We start from the raw sequence: 22,661 nt of genomic DNA on the forward strand, positions 1-22,661 counted from the left end.
CATGACAATAACTCCTCACCAATTGATTGCGTTGCTGCCGCTGTTAATCGTCGGATTGACGGTGGTGGTTGTGATGCTGTCCATTGCCTGGCGACGCAACCACTTCGTTAACGCCACGCTAACGGTCGTTGGCCTGAACCTGGCGCTGCTGTCGCTCTATTTTGTCGGTCAGGTCGGCGCAATGGATGTCACGCCGCTGCTGCGTGTCGATGGCTATTCGATGTTCTACACCGCGCTGGTGATGCTGGCGAGCCTGGCGACCTGCACCTTTGCCTATCCGTGGCTGGCCGGTTTCCCGGACAACAAAGATGAGTTCTACCTGCTGGTGCTGATTGCGGCCCTGGGTGGCATCGTGCTGGCCAGTGCCAACCATCTGGCGGCGCTGTTCATCGGGATTGAGCTGCTGTCGCTGCCGCTGTTTGGTCTGATCGGCTATGCGTTCCGCCAGAAACGTTCGCTGGAAGCGGCGCTGAAATACACCATTCTTTCCGCGGCGGCCTCCTCGTTCCTGCTGTTTGGTATCGCGCTGATCTACGCCGACTCCGGCAACCTGAGCTTCGTTGCGCTGGGTCAGAGTCTGACCGACAGCATGATTCAGGAGCCCCTGCTGCTGGTTGGGCTGGGCATGATGATCATCGGTCTGGGCTTCAAACTTTCGCTGGTTCCGTTCCACCTCTGGACGCCTGATGTCTATCAGGGTGCGCCCGCGCCGGTGTCGACCTTCCTGGCAACCGCCAGCAAGATCGCCATCTTCGGTGTCATCATGCGTCTCTTCATGTATGCGCCGGTGACCGACAGCGAGGCCGTTCGCACGGTACTGGGCCTGATCGCCTTCGTATCGATCCTGTTCGGTAACCTGATGGCGATTTCGCAGAGCAACATCAAGCGTCTGCTGGGTTACTCTTCCATCGCCCACCTGGGTTATCTGCTGGTGGCGCTGATTGCGGTGAAAGATCATGAGCTGTCGATGGAAACGTCCGGGGTTTATCTGGCCGGTTACCTGTTCAGCAGCCTGGGCGCGTTTGGTGTGGTCAGTCTGATGTCCAGCCCGTATCGTGGCCCGGATGCGGACTCGCTCTACTCCTACCGTGGCCTGTTCTGGCATCGTCCGATTCTCTCTGCGGTCATGACGGTGATGATGCTGTCGCTGGCGGGTATCCCGATGACGCTGGGCTTTATCGGTAAATTCTACGTCATCGCTTCCGGCGTCAGTGCCCACCTGTGGTGGCTGACCGGTGCCGTGGTGGCGGGCAGTGCGATTGGTCTTTACTACTATCTGCGCGTCACGGTCAGTCTTTACCTCAGCCCGCCGGAGCTGCACACCCGTGATACGCCAGCTAACTGGGCGTTTACCGCCGGTGGTGTGGTCGTGCTGATCTCCGCCATTCTGGTGCTGCTGTTAGGGGTCTACCCGCAGCCATTAATCAGACTGGTGATGATGGCTCAGCCGCTAATGTAAGCGGAATGACGCTCTGATGAATCAGGCCTCCGGGCCTGATTTTTTTGTCTGCCATTGACCTGTCATCTGTAAACCGCGACGTTATGACCTCGTCGCTATAACCCATCCGGCCTTCTCAGGAGAAATCATGGATATTTGCTGGCTCGATAAACACCATCGTGAACTCACACCCTCCGAACTCTATGCGCTGCTGGCGCTACGCAGTCAGGTCTTTGTGGTGGAGCAGCAGTGCGCCTATCTGGATGTGGATGGCAGAGATTTACAGGCAGAAAACCGCCATCTGCTGGGGATGGCCGGTGACCAGCTGGTGGCCTATGCGCGCCTGCTGTCTCCGGAGGAGGCCTCTGGCCCGGTAAAAATCGGTCGGGTGATCGTGTCCGATCGGGTGCGCGGTGCGCAGCTGGGACGTCGTCTGATGGAGCAGGCGGTCAGCCGTTGTCAGCAGCACTGGCCGGGCCGCGACCTGTTTCTCTCTGCGCAGGCCCATCTGGAGAACTTCTACGGGCAGCATGGTTTTGTGGCGACAGGGGAGGTCTATCTGGAAGATGGGATCCCCCACGTCGATATGCGGAAGGTCGCGCCATAAAAAAGGCGAGGCCGGAGCCTCGCCTGTTTACATCAGCCGACCGTCATCTGGCGGTCATCGACATATTTCCGCTGATCCGGCGCAGGCGGGAAGTATTGATAGAGCCAGGTTTCGCTCAGCGTCTCCTCTTTGGTGCGCAGGAAGAGGCGCATTTCGACCGGCGCGGTCGAGTCGCTGTTCGGATACCAGTCAAACAGAATGCGATAACCCTTCAGCGGATCGACATACAGAATCTCGACCTGTTTCACGCTACCGGATGACACGGTAATGACCGGCTCGATGCCTTTCGGCGCGGCAGCCTGCAAATCACCCCCGATGAAATCAATGGCGAAGCGACGGCACCAGGTTTCCGGGAAGTGTTCGCCAGGCGCCCAGCCTTCCGGGAAACCGCCGATACCGGTGCGGGTGGCGTCAACGCGCGCCAGACCGCTGCGCACCGGCGGCAGACCACTCCAGTAGAGCTTGTAGGAGAAGTTCAGCTCGCTGCCCGCTTTGACCGGTTCTGCGGGTTGCCAGAAGCAGACCACGTTATCCAGCGTTTCGCCGGTCGTCGGGATCTCCATCAGGTTAATCGCACCTTTGCCCCATTTGCCGACCGGCTCCACCCACAGGCTCGGACGCTTGTCATACCAGCCAATCACATCCTGATAATCTTTAAAGTCGTGATTAAGCTGGAGCAGGCCAAAGCCACGCGGATTCTCATCTTCGTAGGCGTTGAACTGCAGTCGCTGCGGATTGTTCAGCGGACGGGCAATCCATTCCCCTTTACCGGTCCACATCGCCAGGCGATCGGAGTCATGGATTTGCGGATGGTAGGTGTTGCACATGCGGCGTTCATTCGTGCCGCAGCTGAACATGCTGGTCATGGGCGAGATGCCAATCTGGCGGATCTCTTTGCGGGCAAACAGGTGGTTTTCCACCTCCATCACCACGCGTTTCTCTTCGCAATGGATGATGAACTTGTAGGCACCGGTGACGCTCGCGCCATCCAGCAGGGCGTAGCAGGTAAAGGTGGTATCTTCCGCCTTTGGCGTTTCAAACCAGAAGGCCGTGAAATCGGGGAACTCTTCCTGACCGTTGCTGAAGGTGTTGATCGCGACGCCACGTGCCGAGAGGCCGTACTGGTAAGTATCGTCAACCGCACGGAAGTAGCTTGCGCCGAGGAAGGAGACGATATCCCGGCGAGCCAGTTCCGGTTTCTTAAAGGCGCGGAAACCGGCAAAGCCCAGGTCGGTTTTACCCTCCAGCTGCTTTGTATCGACCTTCGCATCGTTATAGTTAAACAGTTCAGGACGGAAGTGGATTTCGCGCGCCTCGCGGCTGGCACTGTCAACCGAGAACATGCGGATGCGGCGCTTGAAGCCCATGCCGACGTGGAAGAACTGCACGTCCAGCTGACGGTCGGGCAGGTTGTTCCAGAGCGAGTGATTCGCGTCATACTGAATTTCGTTGTACGCCTGCGGCGTCAGCGTTGCCAGTGTCTCCGGCAGTGCGCCTGGTGCGCCGCCCCAGGGTTGCTTCGCCAGCGCGGCCGCTTTTTTCTTCAATACGTCGAAATCGAAGCGTACTGCGGTTCCGTCAGCAATGCCATCTTCTGCCCAGGCGGATTGCGCAAACAGCGTTGACAGGCCGGTCATGCCGCTGACGGCGGAGAAGGCCATTGACGCTTTCATAAACATTCTTCGATTCATGCCAGAGATCATTCCTTAGCTGTTCGAGGGTGTCGTGACTGTCGTGCAAAATGCACTTTCATGGCCCGATAATCACAGGCAACAGAGGGGTACGACAGCAGGGTAACTGGAAAATTCAGTTCCGTTAAAATTTATCAGATTAATCAAAGAAGCGAAGCGAAATTGCGTCTCTGCCGCTGCGTCTTACGCATCTTTGCACGGGGAAGGGCGCGCTGCCTGACGCTGCCCCGGTTAACAAATGAAAAATCAGGTGATTCCTGGCGCAGGAAATCGGCAGAGCGTCAGATTGTGGCTATAGTTAATGAACTGCTTTGCAATTCACACGGAGGAAACGATGGTAAACCAGACAAATCAATTCGAAACGGGCCTCGATGACGATATTGCGTTACTGACGGAAACGCTGGAAGAAGTACTGAAGGCATCCGGTGATCCGGCTGACCAGAAGTACATCGAGCTTAAAAGCAAAGCCGAACAGGCGCTGCACGATGTGAAATCCCGTGTCAGCCAGGCGTCCGATAGCTACTACTATCGTGCAAAACAGGCCGCTTACCGTGCCGACGATTACGTGCACGAAAAACCCTGGCAGGGTGTTGGCATCGGCGCTACCGCCGGTCTGATCCTGGGGCTGCTGCTGGCGCGTCGTTAATCGCGACGCCCTGACAGTCATCAAACGGCGGGTCTCACCCGCCGTTTTTGTTTTTCCTGAACGCACGGCCCGCCTCCGCAAACCCTCATTTTTCTCTTTCCGGCCTGAAGCGCCCTGTGCTCTCAGTGGGGAATGCGCATTGTGTTTCTCTGATGGAGTTCCTAAAGTAAAGCAAACGTTAAAAAGGAGAATGCGACGTGATCAGAGTAGAGATGCTGTCAACCGGGGATGAGGTGCTGCACGGCCAAATCGTCGATACCAACGCGGCCTGGCTGGCGGATGTGCTATTTCAGCACGGGCTGCCGATGACCAGCCGCACCACGGTCGGGGATTCTCTCGATTCGCTGATCGCGACGCTGCAGGCGCGCAGTCACGAGGCGGATGTGCTGATCGTGAATGGCGGGCTGGGGCCGACCAGTGACGATCTCAGTGCGCTGGCCGCGGCTCAGGCCTGTGGCGTGGAACTGGAGATGCAGCAGGGGTGGCTGGAGCAGATGGAAGCCTGGTTTGCCAGCCGGGGACGGGTGATGGCGGCGAGTAATTGCAAGCAGGCCGAGATCCCGGCCAATGCAGAACTGATTGATAATCCGGTCGGCACCGCCTGTGGCTTTGCCCTGCAGCTCAATCGCTGCTGGATGTTTTTCACGCCCGGCGTTCCCTCTGAGTTTAAAGTTATGGTGGAGCAGCAGATCATTCCGCGCCTGAAGGCGAAGTTTACGCCGCCCGAGCCGCCGGTTTGTCTGCGACTGACAACCTTTGGTCGCGGCGAAAGTGATATCGCCGCCGAACTGGAGTCGCTGCCGCTGCCCGAGGGTGTGGTGATGGGTTATCGCTCCTCCATGCCGATTATCGAGATCAAACTCACCGGCCCGGCAAGTCAGCGTGTGGCGATGGAGCAGGCGTGGCAGCAGGTTCGGCTGCTGCTGGCGGAATGCACCATTTTTGAAGGCACCGAAGGTTTACCAGCCCTGCTGGCCCGTGAACTGACGCAGCGCGGTGCAGCGCTGGCGATCAGTGAGCAGTACACCGCCGGACTGCTCTACTGGCAACTGGCTGCCGCCAGTGTGCCGTTGCGCGGTGCAGACATTCTGCCTTCCCGCCCTGAGACGCTTGAGCAGCAGGTTGCCCGCACCGGCCAGCTCGCCACGCAGCAGCAGGCGGCGCTGGCGCTTTCTGTCGGCAGTCTGGATCAGGAAGAGATAGCGATTGCCCTGTATACTCCGGAAGGCAGTGTCGGACAGCGGGTAAAATTCAGCACCGGCCGTCACAACCTGGAGACGCGGCAGAAGGTGGTGGCAATGATGGCGATGAACATGCTGCGCCGCTGGTTGCACGGCAGCGAAGTCAGCACCGGTCACGGCTGGATTGATGTGGTTGAAACTATCAGACAGTGAGAACAGGGAAAATAAAACGGGCGCCTGAGGCGCCCGTTTTATTCTGGCTGCTGGCCAGATTAGCCCTGATGGCTGCCAGATCGAGCCTGCGCAGGGAACCCGGTCAGATCGGAAAGACGCAAACAGCGTCATCCCTGACTGCTCGGCCCGCGCCGTCCATGGCGCGGGACGCTTTCCTTTTCTGACCGGGTTCCCTGCGCTTTTACTTAGCCATTGCGGTGAGTTTCACCCGCATTCAGGCAGAGTCGCAGTCAGAGAGATAGCTACCTCAGTTACAACTCAAGCTCAATCTCGCCTTTGGCTTTGCAGCAGCAGGGCAGGATCTCATCCTGCTGCACAAAGGCCAGCGGCTTCTGCGGGTAGTGCACTTCACCCTTCAGTAGCCGCATCCGGCAGGAACCGCAGTAACCTTCGCGGCACTGGAACTCCACGCAGAGATTGTTGGCTTCCAGCAGCGTCAGCAGATTCGTGTGCTCGTCCGTGCATTCCAGCCGGGTGCCGGAGCTGCGCAGAATAACAACGTCGCGGCTCATGATTACAGCTGGAAGTCGTCGAAGTCGTTAGCGCCCACTTCAGAATCAATCTGACCCACCAGATAGGAGCTCACTTCTACTTCCTGCGGCGCAACCTGAACGTTGTCAGACACCAGCCAGGAGTTGATCCACGGAATCGGGTTTGACCGCGTCTGGAACGGCAAATCAAGGCCTACCGCCTGCATACGGATATTGGTGATGTACTCAATGTACTGGCAGAGAATATCTTTGTTCAGGCCGATCATTGAGCCGCCGCTGAACAGATAGTCTGCCCACTCTTTCTCCTGCTCGGCGGCCTTCTTAAACAGCTCGAAGCACTCATCACGGCACTCTGCCGCAATCTCTTTCATCTCCGGATCGTCTTCACCGCTGCGCAGCAGGTTCAGCATATGCTGGGTGCCGGTCAGGTGCAGCGCTTCATCGCGGGCGATTAGCTTGATGATTTTGGCGTTGCCTTCCATCAGTTCACGCTCTGCGAAGGCGAATGAACAGGCGAAGCTGACATAGAAACGGATGGCTTCCAGCGCATTGACGCTCATCAGACAGATATAAAGCTGCTTCTTCAGGGCGCGCAGGCTGACGACAACCGTTTTGCCGTTGACCTGATGCGTGCCTTCGCCCAGCTGATGCCAGTAGTTGGTCATCTCAATCAGGTCGTCGTAATAGCGTGAGATATCCTGAGCGCGCGCCAGAATCTGCTCGTTGGTGACGATATCATCAAACACCAGCGCCGGATCGTTCACGATATTACGGATAATGTGGGTGTAAGAACGGGAGTGAATCGTCTCGGAGAAGGCCCAGGTTTCGATCCAGGTTTCCAGCTCAGGGATCGAGATCAGTGGCAGCAGCGCGACGTTCGGGCTGCGGCCCTGAATCGAATCCAGCAGCGTCTGATACTTCAGGTTGCTGATGAAGATATGCTTTTCATGTTCCGGCAGCGCCTGATAGTCGATACGGTCGCGGGACACGTCGACCTCTTCGGGACGCCAGAAGAAAGAGAGCTGCTTTTCGATCAGCTTTTCAAAGATGTCATATTTCTGCTGGTCGAAGCGCGCCACGTTGACCGACTGACCGAAAAACATCGGCTCTTTCAGCTGATCATTTTTGTTCTGTGAGAAGGTGGAGTAAGCCATAAAAGTTGTCCAAAAAAAGAGGAAGCGAAGTGGCCTCGTGAAATGAATGAGGCGGGAGAATCTCCCGCCTGGCCATTAGATTTTACAGGCGCCGCTCTCGCAGCCATCATCCTGGATAGAAGGTGCCAGGTCATCCTGAGCATCTTCCGCACCGTCACGGGTGTTCTGATAGTAGAGCGTTTTCACGCCGAACTTGTACGCCGTCAGCAGATCTTTCAGCAGTTGCTTCATCGGCACTTTACCGTTGGCAAAGCGGGATGGATCGTAGTTGGTGTTAGACGAAATCGCCTGGTCGATGAATTTCTGCATCAGACCCACCAGCTGCAGATAGCCATCGTTGTTCGGCATTTCCCACAGCAGCTCATACTGATCTTTCAGGCGCTCATACTCCGGCACCACCTGACGCAGGATGCCATCTTTCGACGCTTTGATGCTGATGTGACCGCGTGGCGGCTCAATGCCGTTGGTGGCATTGGAGATCTGCGACGATGTCTCAGACGGCATCAGCGCTGACAGCGTCGAGTTGCGCAGGCCGTGAGTTTTGATCTCTTCACGCAGGCTTTCCCAGTCGAGATGCAGCGGTTCGTTGCTGATCGCGTCCAGATCTTTCTTGTAGGTGTCGATAGGCAGGATGCCCTGCGCATAGGTGGTTTCGTTGAACCACGGGCAGGCACCTTGCTCTTTCGCCAGCGCGTTTGAGGCTTTCAGCAGGTAATACTGAATGGCTTCAAAGGTCTTGTGCGTCAGGCCATTGGCGCTGCCGTCGGAGTAGCGCACACCGTGCTTCGCCAGGTAGTAAGCGTAGTTGATCACGCCGATACCCAGGGTACGACGACCCATCGCGCCACGCTTCGCTGCCGGGATGGGGTAATCCTGATAGTCGAGCAGGGCGTCAAGCGCACGCACCGCCAGGGTCGCGAGCTCTTCCAGATCGTCGAGGCTGTCAATGGCACCCAGGTTGAACGCAGAGAGCGTACACAGGGCGATCTCACCGTTCTCGTCGTTCACATCTTCCAGCGGCTTGGTCGGCAGCGCGATCTCCAGGCAGAGGTTAGACTGGCGAACCGGCGCGATGCTGGCGTCAAACGGGCTGTGCGTGTTGCAGTGGTCGACGTTCTGAATGTAGATACGGCCGGTTGAGGCGCGTTCCTGCATCATCAGAGAGAAGAGATCGACCGCTTTGACACGCTGTTTGCGGATGCTCTGATCCTGCTCATATTTGGTGTAAAGGCGCTCAAACTCATCCTGATCGGCGAAGAAGGCGTCATACAGACCCGGGACATCAGACGGGCTGAACAGGGTAATCTCTTCCCCTTTCAGCAGGCGCTGGTACATCAGTTTGTTGAGCTGCACGCCATAGTCCATGTGGCGCACGCGGTTGCCTTCAACACCACGGTTGTTTTTCAGCACCAGCAGACTTTCGATTTCCAGGTGCCACATCGGGTAGAACAGCGTGGCGGCACCGCCGCGAACGCCGCCCTGAGAACAGGACTTCACCGCAGTCTGGAAATGTTTGTAGAACGGGATACAGCCGGTGTGGAACGCTTCACCGCCGCGGATCGGGCTGCCCAGCGCACGGATGCGACCGGCGTTGATGCCGATACCGGCACGCTGAGAGACATATTTCACGATCGCGCTGGAGGTGGCGTTGATTGAGTCCAGGCTGTCGCCGCACTCGATCAGGACACAGGAGCTGAACTGACGCGTCGGGGTACGCACGCCCGACATGATGGGTGTCGGCAGGGAGATCTTAAAGGTCGAAACCGCATCATAGAAACGTCTGATGTAATCCATGCGGGTGTCGCGCGGATAGCCAGAGAAGAGGCAGGCGGCGACCAGGATGTAGAGGAACTGCGCGCTCTCGTAGATTTCACCGGAGACGCGGTTCTGCACCAGATATTTGCCTTCGAGCTGCTTTACGGCAGCATAGGAGAAGTTCATGTCGCGCCAGTGGTCGAGGAACTCGTCCATCTGCGCAAACTCTTCCGGGCTGTAATCTTCCAGCAGGTGGCGGTCATATTTGCCGAGGTCCACCATTTTGACGACCTGGTCATAGAGCTTTGGTGGCTCAAACTGACCATACGCCTTTTTGCGCAGGTGGAAGATTGCCAGGCGGGCAGCCAGGTACTGATAGTCAGGGGCATCGCGAGAGATGAGGTCTGCTGCGGCCTTGATGATGGTCTCATGAATGTCAGAGGTCCTGATGCCATCATAGAACTGAATATGGGAACGCAGCTCCACCTGTGACACTGAGACGTTGTTCAGCCCTTCAGCTGCCCAGTCCAGCACACGGTGAATTTTGTCGAGATCAATGCGCTCCTGGCGGCCATCGCGTTTAGTAACGAGCAGACTCTGGTTCATGTCGCGTTTTTACCTTTGCGTGAGTATCCAAAAATTAAAAGAAATCCCGGTTTATACACAGCATATTCATTGTGAATAATATGTGGATAAACACAACATCTAGGGGGTGATGGGAAAACCTGCAACTACATGGAGGCATATTTTAGTATTTTGCGGCGGGTTAACAAGAGCAAAAAATGATGACGGGAGGGGTTGTAATTCTGGCGAAAATTCTTAGCCCACGCCTTATAAGGCCTGACACCCTGTCAACCCGATCACACTTTTTTTTGTTAATTTGATCGGACGCGTATTTCTTATTCAATCCTCAGATGTGCGCAGAAAAAGGGATGAAAATTGCGCAAAAGCCGCTAGCGCTCTGCGGCTCTGGCAGAAAAGGCGGGCGGGCAGGTGAAATCTGTCAGGGCCAGCCTGAGCTAAGTGACTGGCAGATATCAGAATGGCGTGGCGGTCTGAGCGGGGAGAAGGCCCGCCGGAGAAAGAGGCGGGCCGGAGACTTAGCGGGCGCGGTGGGTGTGCACCATATAATTGACGTCGGTGCCGGGTGCCAGTTTGAAGCGGTTGGTCACCGGGTTGTAGTGCAGGCCAATGATGTGACGTTCACGCAGAGTGGTTTCATCGACCCAGCCGAGCAGCTCAGAGGGACGGATAAACTTTTTCACGTCATGGGTGCCGCGTGGCACCATGCGCAGCACATATTCTGCGCCAAACACCGCCAGCAGCCAGGCTTTGGGATTGCGATTCAGCGTGGAGAAGAAGACCTCGCCGCCCGGCTTAACCAGCTGCGCACAGGCGTGCACCACCGAGCGCGGGTCCGGAACGTGCTCCAGCATCTCCATGCAGGTCACCACATCATATTTTCCGGCGTTCTCTTCCGCATGCGCTTCTACGGTCTGCTGCACGTAGTCCAGCGTGACGCCGCTCTCAAGGGCATGCAGACGTGCGACCGCCAGAGGTTCCGCTCCCATGTCCAGCCCGGTCACTACCGCACCTTCGCGCGCCATGCTCTCGGCTAAAATGCCGCCGCCGCAGCCGACGTCGAGCACGGTTTTACCAAACAAACCGTTGCTGTGCTCCGCGATATAGCCCAGTCGCAGCGGGTTAATGCGGTGCAACGGTTTAAATTCACCCTCCAGATCCCACCAGCGCGAGGCAACGGCCTCAAACTTGGCAATTTCCTGTGCATCGACGTTCTGCTGATGATTCTGCGGTTGTGCATTCATTGAATCGTAACTCCTGACAAAATGTCCCCACAGTATAAACGCTTAACCGCCGATGGCACACCTTTCAGGCACAAGGAAAAGCGGGTGAAATCGGTGGTTAACGTTCACCAGAGCATTGCAGTGTGATATACTTTCGCACCTTTAAAATCCGGGATTAAGTAGAGGGATAGCGGCTCCATGAGCGACCTTGCGAGAGAAATTACACCGGTCAATATCGAAGAAGAATTAAAGACTTCTTACCTCGATTACGCCATGTCGGTCATCGTTGGCCGAGCTTTACCCGATGTGCGTGACGGCCTGAAGCCGGTGCATCGTCGCGTACTCTTTGCGATGAGCGAACTGGGTAACGACTGGAACAAACCCTATAAAAAATCTGCCCGCGTCGTCGGTGACGTTATCGGTAAATATCACCCGCATGGTGATTCCGCCGTTTACGACACCATTGTACGTATGGCCCAGCCTTTCTCCCTGCGTTACATGCTGGTGGACGGACAAGGCAACTTCGGCTCCATCGATGGCGACTCCGCCGCGGCGATGCGTTATACCGAAGTCCGCATGTCAAAAATCGCCCACGATCTGTTAGCTGACCTGGAAAAAGAGACCGTCGATTTTGTGCCGAACTATGACGGCACAGAGCAGATCCCTGAAGTTCTGCCGACCAAAATCCCTAACCTGCTGGTTAACGGTTCCTCCGGTATCGCCGTGGGGATGGCAACCAATATTCCGCCGCATAACCTGCGCGAAGTGATTAACGGCTGCCTGGCCTACATTGAAGATGAGAACATCAGCATTGAAGGGCTGATGGAGCACATTCCGGGACCTGACTTCCCGACCGCCGCCATCATCAATGGCCGCCGTGGCATTGAAGAAGCGTACCGCACCGGACGCGGTAAGATTTATATTCGTGCGCGTGGCGAAGTGGAAGCGGATGCCAAAACGGGCCGCGAGACCATCGTCATTCACGAGCTGCCTTATCAGGTCAACAAAGCCCGCCTGATCGAGAAGATTGCAGAGCTGGTGAAAGAGAAGCGTGTCGAGGGCATCAGCGCGCTGCGCGATGAGTCTGACAAAGACGGCATGCGCATCGTGATCGAGATTAAGCGTGATGCGGTCGGCGAAGTGGTGCTGAATAATCTCTATTCACTGACTCAGCTGCAGACTTCGTTTGGTATCAACATGGTTGCCCTGCATCAGGGTCAGCCGAAGATTATGGCGCTGAAGGAGATTCTGGAAGCCTTTGTTCGCCATCGTCGTGAAGTGGTGACGCGCCGTACCATTTTTGAACTGCGTAAAGCCCGTGACCGTGCGCATATCCTTGAAGGTCTGGCGATTGCGCTGGCGAATATCGATCCGATTATCGAGCTGATCCGCCGTGCGCCAACCCCGGCAGAAGCAAAAGCGGGTCTGATTTCGCAGGCGTGGGATCTCGGTAACGTGTCAGCGATGCTGGAGCGTGCCGGTGATGACGCCGCCCGTCCGGAGTGGCTGGAGCCGCAGTTTGGCATCCGCGACGGTCAGTACTACCTGACCGAGCAGCAGGCTCAGGCGATTCTGGATCTGCGTCTGCAGAAACTGACCGGCCTTGAGCATGAGAAGCTGCTGGATGAGTATAAAGCGCTGCTGGATCAGATCGCCGGGTTGCTGCTGATTCTGTCGAGCGCTGAGCGTCTGATGGAAGTGATCCGCGAAGAGCTGGAGCTGATGCGCGATCAGTTTGGTGACGATCGTCGCACCGAGATTACCGCGAACAGCGCGGACATCAACATCGAAGACCTGATCAATCAGGAAGACGTGGTGGTGACGTTGTCGCATCAGGGCTATGTGAAGTATCAGCCGCTGAGTGACTACGAAGCGCAGCGTCGTGGTGGTAAAGGCAAGTCAGCGGCACGCATCAAGGAAGAGGACTTCATTGATCGTCTGCTGGTGGCTAATACTCACGATACGATTCTCTGCTTCTCCAGCCGTGGCCGTCTCTACTGGATGAAGGTTTATCAGCTGCCGGAAGCGAGCCGTGGAGCGCGTGGACGTCCAATCGTCAACCTGCTGCCGCTGGAAGCGAACGAGCGTATTACGGCGATTCTGCCGGTTCGCGAGTATACCGAAGGCTTCAATATCTTTATGGCGACCGCGCTGGGCACCGTGAAGAAGACCGCGCTGAAAGAGTTCAGCCGTCCGCGCAGCGCCGGCATTATTGCCGTGAATCTGCGTGACGACGATGAGCTGATCGGTGTGGCGCTGACCAACGGTAATGACGAAGCGATGCTGTTCTCCGCCGCCGGTAAAGTGGTGCGCTTCGCCGAGAGCGCTGTGCGTGCCATGGGCCGAACCGCGTCAGGTGTTCGCGGTATCAAGCTGGCCGAAGGCGATCGCGTGGTTTCTCTGATTGTGCCGCGTGAAGAGGGTGCGATTCTTACCGTGACGCAGAATGGTTACGGCAAGCGTACCGCCAACAGCGAATACCCGACCAAGTCGCGTGCGACGCAGGGTGTGATTTCAATCAAAGTGACCGATCGTAACGGTCCGGTGATTGGCGCTGTTCAGGTGGTGGATAGCGATCAGATTATGATGATCACCGATGCCGGTACGCTGGTGCGTACCCGCGTTTCAGAAGTCAGCGTCGTGGGTCGTAATACCCAGGGTGTGATTCTGATCCGCACCGCAGAGGATGAGAATGTGGTCGGATTGCAGCGTGTCGCCGAGCCGGTTGAAGAGGAAGAGCTGGATTCAATCGACGGCAGCGTGGCGGAAGGCGAGGATGATATCGCGCCTGAAGCGGATTCTGACGATGAAGAGATTGCACCGGAAGCGGAAGACGAAGACGACGCGGCTGAAGACGACGAGTAAGTTGTCTGGCATAAGCTGAGGTTCGTTGCAGAAACGGCAGGTCAGGGGAAACCCGGCCTGCCGTTTTTTTTATGCGGTGTGCAAGGTAGCCTGTGGCGGCGGTGAGGCCGCTGCGATCGAAAGACCCGCCATGCCCGATCGCAAAGGATTCCCGCATCCCAGCGGATCGGCCACGCTATCCCTGCCGTGGACGCTTTGCTCTTCGGGCATGGCAGACCTTTCTCGGCGGGATGTGGTGTCGCTTCAGGCCGCTGCGATCGAAAGGCCCGCCATGCCCGATCGCAAAGGATTCCCGCATCCCTGCGGATCGGCCACGCCATCCCTGGCGTGGACGCTTTGCTCTTCGGGCATGGCAGGCCTTTCTCGCCGGATAGGGTGTCGCTTCAGGCGGGTGAGTGCGCGGGCGGGAGGATGCGGATTCTTGTGGGTGTGGCGGTGAGGCCGCTGCGATCGAAAGGCTTTTCTCGGCGGGGTATGGTGTCGCTTCAGGCCGTTGCGATCGAAAGGCCCGCCATGCCCGATCGCAAAGGATTCCCGCATCCCAGCGGATCGGCCACGCCATCCCTGGCGTGGACGCTTTGCTCTTCGGGCATGGCAGGCCTTTCTCGCCGGGATAAGGTGTCGCTTCAGGCGGGTGAGTGCGCGGACTGGAGGATGCGGATTCTTGTGGGTGTGGCGGTGAGGCCGCTGCGATCGAAAGGCCTTTCTCGCCGGGATAGGGTGTTGCTTCAGCTCTTTCTGGCTGGAAAACGGTTTCGCTTCAGGCGGGGGATGGGGGACGTCAGGCGTGGCGGCAAAAGCTGTCCGAAAAGCGTCCCAAACTGCCTGCCGGGCCTTCCGCTGGCTGGCTTTTTTTGCCCGATGAAGCTAGTGTATGGGCAATAAAAATTGATGATGCGACTAACCTTGCCAACTGCGAGTTTCCTTTGAAATATCCTGTCTCTTTCCGCACTACGCTTCGCATCTCGCGCTATCTTTTCCGCGCGCTGGCGCTGCTAATCTGGACGCTGGGCGCTGTTCTTACCGCGTTTTACATCATCAGCGTGCTGCACAATAAAGAGACGCAGGTTCGTCAGGAGTTTGCCAGCAACTACGGCACGATACAGTGGTATGTGCGGCACTCCGCCGACATGATGCGGGAGCTGAAATATATTACGGAGAACCGGCTGACGAATGCCAGCAACGGCATGGATGCGCTGACCGGCATGATCCCGGGTAAAACGACCCAGCCGCAGTTTACGCCGCTGTTTTCCGATGGCGACTGCACCGCCATGAGCAACACCTGGCGCAACTCGCTCGACTCCCTCAGTTATTACATCAACTACTGGAAAAGCAACTTCGCCTCCTCGTATGAGCTGAACCGGGTGTTCTTTATCGGAGGGGAAAGCCAGTGTCTGGCTGACTTTACGATTGGCAGCAGCACCGCCGATCGGGAGCGCAGCCTGAAATCGCTGCGTGAGAATGTGCTGCGCTACCGTAACAGCAACGAAGAAGAGCGCCGCAACCCGATGTACTGGATCAACAGCAGTGCTCAGCCGGGTGTCGGCACCTTCTATATGGTGGTGCCGGTCTACGTGGCCAACAAGTTGCAGGCGCTGCTGGGCGTCGAACAGAATATCCGCCTTGATGAGTTTATTCAGCCGGGCAGTCTGCCGATCATCGCCTCGATTACCGACGAAAATTATCGTCCACTGCTCAATTCGCGCCGGGGCGGATTGGGCTTCTCGCTCGACAGTCTGCCCGATGACAAAACCTGGTTCGGTTATCTGAATGGTTACCGTCAGCTGGTGCTGAAAAAGCCGCTGCCGCCTTCCGATCTCAACGTGGTGTGGTCGATACCCACCGACGTGATGATGGATCAGCTGAAGCTGATGATCATTAATGCGCTGCTGCTCAATGTGTTCAGCGCCATCATTCTGTTTACGCTCGCCTGGCTGTTTGAGCGCCGGATGTTCCTGCCCGCCGAGGAGAATGCGCACCGGCTGGAAGAGCATGAACAGTTCAACCGTAAGATTGTGGCCTCGGCGCCGGTGGGGATCTGTATTTTACGCACCAGCGACGGCACCAATATTCTGAGTAACGAGCTGGCGCACAATTACCTGACCCTGCTGACCCAGGAAGATCGCCTGCGGCTGAATGAGATTATCGGCGGCCAGCAGGTTAACTTTGTCGATGTGCTCACCGGCAGCAACACCAACCTGCAGATCAGCTTTGTCCATTCGCGCTATCGCAATGAAAACGTGGCGATTTGTGTACTGGTGGACGTGTCGGCCCGTGTCCGCATGGAGCAGTCGCTGCAGGAGATGGCCCATGCGGCAGAGCAGGCGAGCCAGTCGAAGTCGATGTTCCTTGCCACCGTCAGCCATGAGCTGCGCACGCCGCTCTATGGGATTATCGGTAACCTCGATCTGCTGCAGACCCGGCAACTGCCCAGCGGGATCGACTCGCTGGTGACGGCGATGAACAACTCCTCCAGCCTGCTGCTGAAAATCATCAGCGATATCCTCGACTTCTCTAAAATCGAGTCAGAGCAGCTGAAGATCGAACCGCGTCCGTTTGCACCGCGTGAAATCGTGACCCACATCGTCGGCAACTATCTGTCGCTGGTGGTGAAGAAGCGACTGACGCTCTACTGCTTTATCGAACATGACGTTCCGCAGGTGCTGGATGGCGATCCGCTGCGTCTGCAACAGGTGATCTCCAACCTGCTGAACAACGCCATTAAGTTCACCCACACCGGCTGTATTATCCTGCACGCCTATGTCTCGCAGGGCTATCTGGCCTTCCGGGTGCGCGATACCGGGGTCGGAATTCCGGCGAAAGAGCTGCCGCGCCTGTTCGATCCCTTCTTCCAGGTCGGGAATGGCGTGCAGCGCAATTTCCAGGGCACCGGGCTGGGACTGGCGATCTGTGAAAAGCTGATCAATATGATGGACGGCGACATTGAGGTCGACTCAGAGCCGGGCATGGGCAGTCAGTTCATTGTTCGTATTCCCGTCTACAAAGGGCAGAAGCCGTCGCTGATGCTGCTGGAGGATTTGCAGGAGAAGAAAATCTGGCTGGCGATGCGCAATGATTATCTGGCGGCGTTTATCACGCGTCAGATGCAGCAGCAGGGGATTCAGGTTGCGGATTATAACGGCAAACCGGGCCCCGACGATGTGGTGATGACCGATTACGAGCTGGAGATCGATCTACCGCTGCGGGCGCTGGTCACCTTTGATGGATCGCATGTGGATATGCCGCGTGAACGTCAGCCTGGACGCTGGGTTCACTCGACCGCCACACTGCATGAGGTACCGGCGCTGCTGGCGCGTATCTATCGCATCTCGCTCGGCCACGACGCGGCAGATGCGCTGCTGCTGGCTGGCCCGGTGGAAGAGAAGATTCACAACGATGACATCATGGTTCTGATCGTCGATGACCATCCGATTAACCGCATGCTGCTTTCAGAACAGCTTGGCACGCTGGGGTATCAGGTGAAAACCGCCCAGGATGGCGTCGATGCGCTTAACGTGCTGAGCCGCAATGAGATCGACATCGTACTGACCGATGTGAACATGCCGAACATGGATGGGTATCGCCTGACGCAGCGGTTGCGTCAGCTGGGGCATCTCTTCCCGGTCATTGGCGTCACGGCAAATGCGCTGGCCGAAGAGAAGCAGCGTTGTATGGACGCGGGCATGGATAACTGCCTGTCGAAACCGGTGACGTTAGATGTGCTGAAAAGCACGCTGGCAATCTATGCTGAGCGGGTGCGTAAAACGCGCATGAAGTAGGGCAGAGGGGAGGCGGTGCAGGCTGCACCGCCTCAGCGATCGATTAGTCTCTTTCGACCTGGGTCTGGCTGACAGAGGAGAGGTAGTTCAGCAGGGCAATATCGTTATCCACGCCCAGTTTCATCATCGCTGATTTCTTCTGGCTGCTGATGGTTTTAATACTGCGGTTCAGTTTCTTGGCAATTTCTGTCACCAGGAAACCTTCTGCGAACAGACGCAGCACTTCGCTCTCTTTCGGTGACAGGCGCTTGTCGCCGTAACCGCCCGCGCTGATTTTCTCCAGCAGTTTTGCCACGCTTTCCGGCGTATATTTCTTGCCTTTCTGCAGGGCTGCCAGCGCTTTCGGCAGGTCGGTTGGTGCGCCCTGTTTCAGCACGATGCCTTCGATGTCGAGATCAAGCACAGAGCTCAGGATCGCCGGGTTATTGTTCATCGTCAGAACAATAATGGAGAGATCCGGATAGTGGCGTTTGATGTATTTAATCAGCGTGATGCCGTCGCCATACTTCTCACCAGGCATAGAGAGGTCGGTGATCAGGACGTTAGCATCCAGCTTGGACAGATTGTTGATCAGTGCTGTTGAGTCTTCGAACTCACCTACAACGTTGACCCATTCAATTTGTTCCAGAGACTTTCGGATACCGAAAAGGACAATTGGATGGTCATCGGCAATAATTACATTTAAGTTATTCATCTTATTGGTTACCTTGCTGCAGCAGTTGATTGACGTAAGCGTCAATATCACTGGTGGTATTTGTAATGTTTGAATCGTCACACGCTTTAATGTGGTGTTCTAACTCTTCACAAAGCTGTTTGCCGGGAGACAGGTTGAGCATGGCAAACACGCCCTTCAGGCGATGCGCTGTCTGAGCAAGCGAGTCGTAGTCCTTTTCTGCTGACTCAGTATACAGTCTCTTCACATCAACCGGTACTGTCTCGGTAAACAGCTGGAAATAGCCGCCGCTCATCAATGGCGTGGCTGTGTCGTCTTCCCTGTCATTATCCATCACATCATGCGACAGTTGCTTCTCAATCAGGGCCAGCAATGCATCCAGCAGCGCATTACTGAGATTGAAATTGACCCGATACTGCTGGTCGTTCAGTGCATGATGACCGAGCTCATCTTCCGCCAGCAGCAGTGCCCAGCCGCTCAGCTTCGACGGATCGTCGGTTACCAGCACGTCGTGATCCTGTCCGGAAATACGCTCGTCCGGGGTGAGACAGCGCGCTCCCCAGTTTTCCAGATGGCGGCAGACGATTTTATGGACGTCCTCCACGGTGATCTCCACCAGGGCGGTGACCCCATCCAGAATTTTTTCCTCTTCTTCTTCCTGCTTCTGCTCCAGTGCCATCGGCAGCTGCATATTATAGCGGGTGCCGATATCCGCTTTCGCGACGATATCCAGACTGCCCCCCATCTGCTTGCAGAGCTGTTTGCAGAGGAAGAAGGCCATGCCTGACGCCTGACCATATCGATCCTGGCTGGTGTCGCCCAGGAACGGGAAATCGACATTCGCCAGCTCATCCACGGTCAGGCCCGCGCCGGTATCAACCAGTTCGATGATGAGTCTATCGGCCTGTTTATTCGCAACCTTAACTTCCAGGGTAATTTTTCCCCAGCGGGTGGTGGTCAGCGCATAGTGCATCAGGGTGGTCAGCACCTTACGCAGGGCGCGACGGTCGCCAAAGCGCATCTCATCATTGGCCAGATGGTTATTCACCACCAGTGACAACCCTTTGCGACGCATCAGCGGCAGGCTTTCCAGTGCGATCTCATCCAGCAGTTCCTGCAGGTTGAAGATGGTGGCATCCGGTGACCAGTCGTGCGCCTCCAGCCGGTTCAGCAGCACAATATCATCCACCAGCCGCGCCAGCCCCTGGCTTTCATCAAGCAGGTCGAGCACGGATTCATCGGCATCCCGCTGGCTGAGCTGCACCAGCTGCGCCACGATCTTCTCCAGCGGCTGATTCAGCGCATGACCGAGATTGTGCAGCAGCTGCTGCCGCATCTGATGGTTGCGATCCAGCACCTGCTGCGCTTTCTGCAGCTTCTTGTTCACCAGCAGTTCGCGATCCTGGTCACGCATCATAAACAGCTGGGTATGGGGTGAGAGCACGCTACGGGCGTGGCGGATCTCATACACTTCGTTATTGATGGTAGCCTGCAGAACGCCCTGATGCTGGTCGGACATATTAATAATCTTCTGCAGATTGAGGTGCGGCAGAAGATGCTCTGCAATTTTGTTGCTCAGCAGGGTGCGGTTGCTGGCAAAGTCATAGACCAGCAGGCCCACCGGCAGGCTGCCCACAATCTCCTCATTCAGCACCCGAAGCGAGTCGAGTTCGGCGCTCTGGTTCTCACTGGGGCGCAGGGACTGCTGACGCAGCAGCATCACACCGCCCAGCGACAGCAGGAACAGCAGCAGGTTGATCAGCAGCGGCCAGAGCAGGTTATGCAGGGTGTCGACGATCAGGCGGGTAATCGGCACCTGATAGACCAGCTGCAGCGGGGTGCTGGGCAGCGTGGCGGCAATCTCGACGTTCGGATTAACCAGCGAGATGTGTGTATTTTCCACCTCCTGCTGTTCACTGCTGGCAGAGGGCAGTGAGCTGTCCTGACGCAGCTGGAAATTCTCCAGCGGCATATTCTGCGGCACCAGATCGTTCACCGGCAGATCAAAGGCGACCACGGTGGCCAGGTGGCCCGGCTGATTAAAGGTGGTGCGCAGCGTGAAGTAGTGATCGTTCTGGAAGGCGAGGTGACGCAGGGGCGAGAAGCTCTCACGCTCGTCCAGCGCGTTTGCCTGCTGCAGCATTTCAGCGCGACGGCTGTCCACCATTGAACTGATGGCGCTCTCTTTGTAGCGCGTCGCCATATCCTTCAGCGGCAGCGTGGAGATCATGATCAGGCTATTGTCCTGACCATTTAAAAAGTACATCGACCAGGTCGGGTTTTCCGCGCCCCAGAGCGTATCCAGATAGTTGGACATCCGCATGGTCATATCCAGCGTGCTGCTGTCATGCGATCCGAAGATAAGCGCTTCGGTCTTGCGGCGGGTTTTTTCCAGATAGTAGACGTCAGGACGCAGGCGCGTCTCCTGCAGGCTGCTGCCCGGAGGCGTTCCTGCCGCACTGGTGGATAGGTTTTCATAGATCTGCCAGGTGGCAAAGCGATAGGCGTCGATACGCTTCTGAACGTCGCGGGCCAGATCGTCCATAGCATAGCGTTTTCCGGTGAGCCAGGCATTCACGGAGTTCTGCACCATAAAGCCCAGCGCCAGCAGGAGCACCAGATTGAAAACCACAAAAAAGCGGGTGACATTGCCGGATGTCAGTGGAAACTTATACAACATAGCGTGTCAGGTACCTGAATTATCGCGCAACTCTTCGCGCACTGGCGGCTACCACTAACAGCAGCAGGGCGATCACTAAAAACGCGCCGCTGAGGCTGATCCATTGCGAAATGAATCCGATTAAAGCCGGACCTGAGAGAATACCCGCATATCCCAGCGTTGTCATGGCAGAAATCGCCAGGTTCGCGGGCATATCCTGTTGATTCCCGGCAGCATTGAACAACATCGGCACCGTATTGGATAAACCAAAGCCGACCAGCAGGAAAGCCAGCAGGGCGATCTCCGGCCACGGCAGCCACACCGCCAGCGTCATGCCCGCTGCGGCGGTCAGCGCCCCGGTTATCATCACCGGATAGCGACCAAAGCGCTGGATGATTTTATCGCCGCTGAACCGCCCCAGCGTCATTGCCACGGAGAAGGTGGCATAGCCGAGGCCGGCATAGGCCGTTGACATCGCCGGGTTCTGCAGCAGCAGCAGCGCGCCCCAGTCGAGCACCGCACCCTCTGCCAGAAAGAGAATAAAGCAGAGCAGGCCGAGAAACGCCACCCAGCCACGCGGTATCACCAGCCAGGGCTGGTCGGGCTGATGGAGACGCTCATTCATTAAAACCGGGATGCGCCACAGTAACAGCAGCAGCATCACGGCCATCACCACCAGCGTGGCGGCCAGCGGTGAGAACGACTGGCTCAGCAGCAGGCTGACCGTCCCTGCACCCAGAATGCCGCCAAGGCTGAAGAAGCCATGAAAGCCGGACATCATCGGTTTACCCGCCGCCTGTTCAACCTGAACCGCCTGATAATTCATGGCGACATCCAGCATGCCCAGCCCGGCACCAAACAGCATCAGCGCGGCCGCCATCAGCAGATGCGAGTCCGCCGTGGCCAGCAGCGGCATCATGACCAGCACCAACAGAGTGGAGAAACACATCACCCGACGGCAGCCAAAGCGCGCAACCAGCGTGCCGGTGACCGGCATCGCCGCCAGTGAACCGATGCCGAGACAGAGCAGCAACGCACCCAGTGAGGCGCCGCTCAGCTGCAGACGATCACGGGCAAACGGCACCAGCGGTGCCCAGGCTGACATGCCTAACCCGTTGATCAGAAAGATGGTGCGGGTGCCCCAGTTCAGGCGGCTCTGCTGTTGATGTTGTTGTGCAGCGTCCAGTGCGGTCATAGGTCAGATTCATCAGTGATAAAGCGAAAAAGTGTAGCACCGGCCGGCAATCTGTGGCCGTCGCGCCTCTTATCAGCAGGGGTGCAGCACCCTCATCAATATGACAAAACCGGGAGTTTACCGATTTTTAATGCGCTGCGGATTTTTTCCAGAACTTTCCTGGCAGGACGGGACGCCGCGCAAGTCGACTTAACTCAAATTTCAGTGCCGTTTTCAACGGGTTGTCTGCTTAAACGAAGCTGTCGTCTCGGTGGGAAATGCTGGCTGAATCGCATAACTAAAAAAATCTTTTCAGCGCCCTGAAGTTCTCAGAATGGCGATATTTTAGCCCTTTTGTGACATTTATGGAAACATCCCGCCACAAATTGACATGAAAAATCAAGGGCAAAGCGTTATTTCATGAACGTTTTATAGCAAGACTGACTTATGTAATAAAGATTAAATCATAATTAAATCTGTACATTGGTGTTGATTTTCAGCACGTTTAG

General features: G+C 56.7%; 14 protein-coding genes. 6 read left to right on the forward strand and 8 right to left on the reverse strand.

Annotated elements, in window-relative coordinates:
- The first annotated feature begins 1 nt into the window (after position 1).
- Both nuoN and OXR04_RS00460 read left to right on the forward strand, forming a co-directional pair.
- Positions 2–1,459: an NADH-quinone oxidoreductase subunit NuoN gene (gene nuoN / locus OXR04_RS00455; RefSeq protein WP_046102270.1), complete on the forward strand. Its 1,458-nt coding sequence runs from the start codon at positions 2–4 to the stop codon at positions 1,457–1,459.
- A 127-nt stretch (positions 1,460–1,586) separates the two neighbouring features.
- Positions 1,587–2,045: a GNAT family N-acetyltransferase gene (locus OXR04_RS00460; protein WP_267371817.1), complete on the forward strand. Its 459-nt coding sequence runs from the start codon at positions 1,587–1,589 to the stop codon at positions 2,043–2,045.
- A gap of 32 nt (positions 2,046–2,077) precedes the next feature.
- On the opposite strand, the gene OXR04_RS00465 is transcribed toward OXR04_RS00460, so the two are convergent.
- Complete coding sequence (locus OXR04_RS00465) at positions 2,078–3,736, reverse strand: glucan biosynthesis protein (protein WP_033736167.1); 1,659 nt, start codon at positions 3,734–3,736, stop codon at positions 2,078–2,080.
- Positions 3,737–4,070: 334 nt separating this feature from the next.
- Between OXR04_RS00465 and elaB the strand changes: the two genes are divergently transcribed.
- Positions 4,071–4,382: a stress response protein ElaB gene (elaB, locus tag OXR04_RS00470; RefSeq protein WP_009089050.1), complete on the forward strand. Its 312-nt coding sequence runs from the start codon at positions 4,071–4,073 to the stop codon at positions 4,380–4,382.
- A gap of 197 nt (positions 4,383–4,579) precedes the next feature.
- Positions 4,580–5,776 (forward strand): nicotinamide mononucleotide deamidase-related protein YfaY, encoded by a 1,197-nt coding sequence (locus OXR04_RS00475; RefSeq protein WP_267371813.1) that lies wholly within the window; start codon positions 4,580–4,582, stop codon positions 5,774–5,776.
- 272 nt (positions 5,777–6,048) lie between these two features.
- Here the strand turns inward: OXR04_RS00475 and yfaE are convergent, their stop codons facing one another.
- The 4 genes from yfaE to ubiG form a co-directional block, all read right to left on the reverse strand.
- Complete coding sequence (gene yfaE, locus OXR04_RS00480) at positions 6,049–6,309, reverse strand: class I ribonucleotide reductase maintenance protein YfaE (protein ID WP_009089055.1); 261 nt, start codon at positions 6,307–6,309, stop codon at positions 6,049–6,051.
- 2 nt (positions 6,310–6,311) lie between these two features.
- A complete protein-coding gene (gene nrdB, locus OXR04_RS00485; protein ID WP_009089058.1) occupies positions 6,312–7,442 on the reverse strand; it encodes a class Ia ribonucleoside-diphosphate reductase subunit beta in 1,131 nt (376 codons plus the stop codon).
- A gap of 75 nt (positions 7,443–7,517) precedes the next feature.
- A complete protein-coding gene (gene nrdA / locus OXR04_RS00490; protein WP_009089060.1) occupies positions 7,518–9,803 on the reverse strand; it encodes a class 1a ribonucleoside-diphosphate reductase subunit alpha in 2,286 nt (761 codons plus the stop codon).
- 494 nt (positions 9,804–10,297) lie between these two features.
- Positions 10,298–11,023 carry a bifunctional 2-polyprenyl-6-hydroxyphenol methylase/3-demethylubiquinol 3-O-methyltransferase UbiG gene (gene ubiG, locus OXR04_RS00495; RefSeq protein ID WP_009089062.1) on the reverse strand — a complete coding sequence of 242 codons (726 nt, stop codon included), beginning with the start codon at positions 11,021–11,023 and terminating at the stop codon, positions 10,298–10,300.
- Positions 11,024–11,200: 177 nt separating this feature from the next.
- On the opposite strand from ubiG, the gene gyrA reads away from it, so the two are divergent.
- Together gyrA and rcsC are read left to right on the forward strand one after the other, a co-directional pair.
- The gene (gene gyrA, locus OXR04_RS00500; protein ID WP_111207499.1) at positions 11,201–13,867 is read left to right on the forward strand and encodes a DNA topoisomerase (ATP-hydrolyzing) subunit A; all 2,667 of its coding nucleotides are present in this window, start codon (positions 11,201–11,203) and stop codon (positions 13,865–13,867) included.
- Between the two features lie 926 nt (positions 13,868–14,793).
- The gene (gene rcsC, locus OXR04_RS00505; RefSeq protein WP_154927595.1) at positions 14,794–17,646 is read left to right on the forward strand and encodes a two-component system sensor histidine kinase RcsC; all 2,853 of its coding nucleotides are present in this window, start codon (positions 14,794–14,796) and stop codon (positions 17,644–17,646) included.
- A gap of 43 nt (positions 17,647–17,689) precedes the next feature.
- On the opposite strand, the gene rcsB is transcribed toward rcsC, so the two are convergent.
- From rcsB to OXR04_RS00520, 3 genes are read right to left on the reverse strand one after another with little or no spacing between them, the layout of a single operon-like run.
- On the reverse strand, positions 17,690–18,340 hold the full coding sequence (rcsB, locus tag OXR04_RS00510; protein WP_009089068.1) for a response regulator transcription factor RcsB: 651 nt from the start codon (positions 18,338–18,340) through the stop codon (positions 17,690–17,692).
- 1 nt (position 18,341) lies between these two features.
- Positions 18,342–20,999: a phosphotransferase RcsD gene (gene rcsD / locus OXR04_RS00515; RefSeq protein ID WP_009089070.1), complete on the reverse strand. Its 2,658-nt coding sequence runs from the start codon at positions 20,997–20,999 to the stop codon at positions 18,342–18,344.
- A gap of 19 nt (positions 21,000–21,018) precedes the next feature.
- Positions 21,019–22,173, reverse strand: a complete 1,155-nt coding sequence (locus OXR04_RS00520) for an MFS transporter (protein WP_058957781.1) — start codon at positions 22,171–22,173, stop codon at positions 21,019–21,021.
- Positions 22,174–22,661 lie beyond the last annotated feature (488 nt).

The organism is Pantoea sp. GM_Pan_3 (assembly GCF_026541045.1).
Classification (GTDB): Bacteria; Pseudomonadota; Gammaproteobacteria; order Enterobacterales; family Enterobacteriaceae; genus Pantoea; species Pantoea anthophila.